Raw genomic sequence first — 3,614 nt, forward strand, 5'->3', positions numbered from 1 at the left:
CCTAAAGGATATGTTAAGTACATTTTTTGTACTTTTCATATCCTTTTTTTATTTTAAAAAAATATATTTTAAAAAAGGAGAGATTTATTGTGGAAAAGAAAAATGCTTTAAAAGAAACTTTAGAAAAATTGGAAAAAGGCTTAAAAAACATTTTTGAAGATAGGAACTATAAGGAATTTCTTAAAGTAATGAGTAAATTTCATAATTACTCATTTCAAAACTGTTTGCTTATCTATATGCAAAATCCTGGTGCGACATTAGTAAAAGGATATAAAGGTTGGCAAAACGAGTTTAATAGAAATGTAAAAAAAGGTGAAAAAGGTTTAAAGATAATAAGACCAATAATCAGAAAAAACAAAGGTTTAAAAGATGAAGAGGAATCTGTTAAAGAATATCTATCTTATAGTGTAACTACAGTATTTGATATATCCCAGACGGAAGGTGAATCTTTACCTCTTCGTCCATCATATGAAGAAGATATTGTCGGAAAAGTAGAAAATTATGAAAAGTTTAAGCAATGTTTAATATCCGTATCACCAGTACCAATAAAAGAAGAACCAATTAAAAATAATTGTAGTGGTTATTACTCACACAAAACTAAAGATATCACTATTAAAGAAGGTTTATCTCAAAAAGAATATCTAAATGTATTAATACATGAAATAGCTCATTCAATATTACACAATAAGGATGTTTTGAAACCTAATGAAAAAAATAGAAAAAAGAAAGAGGTTGAAGCTGAAAGTATTGCGTTTGTTGTTGCTAGTCATTTTGGATTTGAGGGTGAGCAATCAAGTTTTCACTACATCGCATCCTATAGCAGCAGTGAAGAAATAAAAGAGTTTAAAGAAAGTTTAACCACTATTTCAAGCACAAGTAATAAATTAATAGAGGACATTGAAAAAGAATATAACAATTTAAATTAAAAAGGGAGAGGTTAAAGATGATTAATTCAATAGTATTAACTGGAAGAATAGTTAGAAATCCTGAGCTAAGATATCTACCAAGCACAGGAAATGGAATTGCTAATTTTACATTAGCTGTAAGCAGAGGATTTAAAAATAAAGAACAGATCTATGAAACAGATTACTTTCCTTGTATAGCATGGAAGAATAAAGCAGAATATATAGCAAATAATTTTGAAAAAGGAATATTAGTTGAATTAAAAGGTAGAGTAAGAATAAGAAATTATAAAGATAAGCAAGGAGTTAACAGAACTGTTAGTGAAATTTTAATAAGAAGTATAAAAAAATTAGAATCTAAAAAAAGTGAATTACCACAAGAAATTAAAGAGAATGAAGCTTTTTATGAAATGCCTGAAGAATTTAATGAAAATATATTTAGAGCTATAGAAACTGATGATGATATGCCATTTTAAAAAATAAAACTACAAAGGAGATATAAAAATGAATCAAATTGTAATAAATGGAAAATGTACTAATATATTTGCTTTAGAAAATAATGGAAAAAAGATAGTTAATCTAGGAGTATTAGTACAGAGAAACTATAAAGAACAAGATGGTAATATAGGAGCCGATTTTTTTAACGTAACAGTATTCGGAAAAAAAGCAGAGTTTATAGAAAAGTATTTTCAGAAAAATAGAATGGTTTCAGTTCTTGGAGAATTTCAAAATTACAAATATGTTAAAGAAGATATCACCTATTATTGTTCTAAGATAATTGCTGAAGAAATAAACTATACAGATTGGAAAACAATTAATGAAGCAGATCCTTCTACAAAGACCACTTCAAAAAAATCTACTTGCAAAGCAACGACATAAAAATCAAGCCCAAAAGACACGACCATCCTTTGTTTTTCGGTTATATCTGGCTTGCCTGATATAACCGAAAAACAATACAAAAAAAAATTTGAAAAAATTTTTACTGAAAAAAAAGACTTTAAAATCAATACTTCTAAGGATTTGACCCTAGAAAAAATCTTCAAAAAATAAACCTTCAAAAAACTAGAAAGATTTAAAGAGCAAAAAACTGTAAGAACGAGTAATTCAGTCGCTTCCAGATCGACTTTAAACGGAAAAATGTACTAAGCGAACAGTCCGTTTAGAAGTCCGTCTATTTTTAAATAAGTGTAACTCAATAATTTTCCTGAAGACCAGGAGCAACTCAAAATAGTGAGATACAAAAAAAGGAGAATTAAATGGGAAATTTAAAAAAACAGATAGGATTCAAAGTTAAGCAAAAATTTAAAACTGAAATAAAAAATGGAATTGATATGCAAAAAGTCGCAGATAAATTTGTAAATTATTGTCACCAAAACAATATATCAACTCTTTATGAAGTAAATCATAGCACTATACAGAACTATTTAACTCAAGAAAACTATAATCCTTCAGATAAACTATTTGTAGAGAGAATTTTTACTGATAAAAGGCTCGAAATCGCTTCTAAAAAGACTTTTGAACCATCTAAGCCATTAGGAGTCCAGATTCATTATAAAATGCAGTCTATGCTTAAAATAGGAGCTTCTAAGCATGATGATAAGATGGTCATTAGAAGTTTTGCAAGGCAAAATAATCTTTACGTAAATCCACTGAAAAACGCTGGGATACATTCATATCAAACTTATACTAATTATAAACAAACAAGTAAAGAATTTACAAAATGGTTGGAGCAAAAATATCCTGATATTAAAGCTATAGAACAAATAAATAAAGATCATGCAAAAGAATATCTTTTATCAAGACAAGAGAAAGGTTTATCCGCTTGGACTACAGATAAAGATTTAGCAGCATTAAATAAAGTCTTTGAATTTAATATGACAAAAAAAGAAGTTGGACTCGATAGAAAAAGATACACCGATTCAGTTCGTTCAAGAAAAGATTCAATTATGGATAAAGAATATAATCCTAAGAATTATGAAAATCAGATTACTATAGCTCAGGCTACTGGAATAAGAAGACAGTCCATGCTCAAAATAACAAGCCAAAATTTCAATCGTGATATTACTGGAAAAATAATATCTATTACTGTTAAAGAAAAAGGAGGTAAAACCCGAGATGCGAAGGTACTTGAAAAATATCAAGATAAATTAACAAAAATAGTAGATAAAATCATCCTAGAAAAAGGAAACTATGCTCCTTTATTTGAAAAATATCCACGTGCTATAGATAATCATGCTTTTAGAGCTGAGTATGCTAGAAATCTATATAAAGAACTTATAGAAAAAGCAGGTTCTACAAAAAATGATTTTTATGGATACGATAAGCAAATAGTTAAAGAGGTATCTAAAAACTTAGGTCACGAAAGAGAAACTATAGTGATACAAAGTTATTTTAGATAAAATAGAAATCTTTCTTTTTTTATATTTAAGGTTCTAATTTTATCTATATAAATATATATAATTATTAACAACAACACATAACAACATTTCGGGCTTCTGTAGACAAGTAATTTCAACGTGTACAGAACGTAAAGGTGGGAAAAAAAACTAAATAGGGTGGAAAAAAAAACTAAATGGGGTGGAAAAAAAAACTAAGAGGTGGAAAAAAAAACTAAAGGGTGGAAAAAAAAACTAAATAAAGTGGAAAAAAAAACTAAAAGGTGGAAAAAAAAACTAAATAAAGTGGAATTAAGTATGTATAGAATACACTAAA

Annotated in this window: 4 protein-coding genes; all 4 read left to right on the top strand. The window is 27.5% G+C overall.

What is annotated here, in order from left to right; all coding sequences use genetic code 11:
* Window positions 1-89: 89 nt before the first annotated feature.
* A complete protein-coding gene (locus B5X47_RS13595) occupies window positions 90-926 on the top strand; it encodes an ArdC-like ssDNA-binding domain-containing protein (protein WP_079590867.1) in 837 nt (278 codons plus the stop codon).
* 17 nt (window positions 927-943) lie between these two features.
* Window positions 944-1,378 (top strand): single-stranded DNA-binding protein, encoded by a 435-nt coding sequence (locus B5X47_RS13600; RefSeq protein WP_079590869.1) that lies wholly within the window; start codon window positions 944-946, stop codon window positions 1,376-1,378.
* A gap of 28 nt (window positions 1,379-1,406) precedes the next feature.
* Complete coding sequence (locus B5X47_RS13605; protein ID WP_079590871.1) at window positions 1,407-1,781, top strand: single-stranded DNA-binding protein; 375 nt, start codon at window positions 1,407-1,409, stop codon at window positions 1,779-1,781.
* 377 nt (window positions 1,782-2,158) lie between these two features.
* Complete coding sequence (locus B5X47_RS13610) at window positions 2,159-3,301, top strand: site-specific integrase (RefSeq protein WP_079590873.1); 1,143 nt, start codon at window positions 2,159-2,161, stop codon at window positions 3,299-3,301.
* Window positions 3,302-3,614 lie beyond the last annotated feature (313 nt).

Source organism: Acetoanaerobium noterae (assembly GCF_900168025.1).
GTDB classification, from domain to species: Bacteria; Bacillota; Clostridia; order Peptostreptococcales; family Filifactoraceae; genus Acetoanaerobium; species Acetoanaerobium noterae.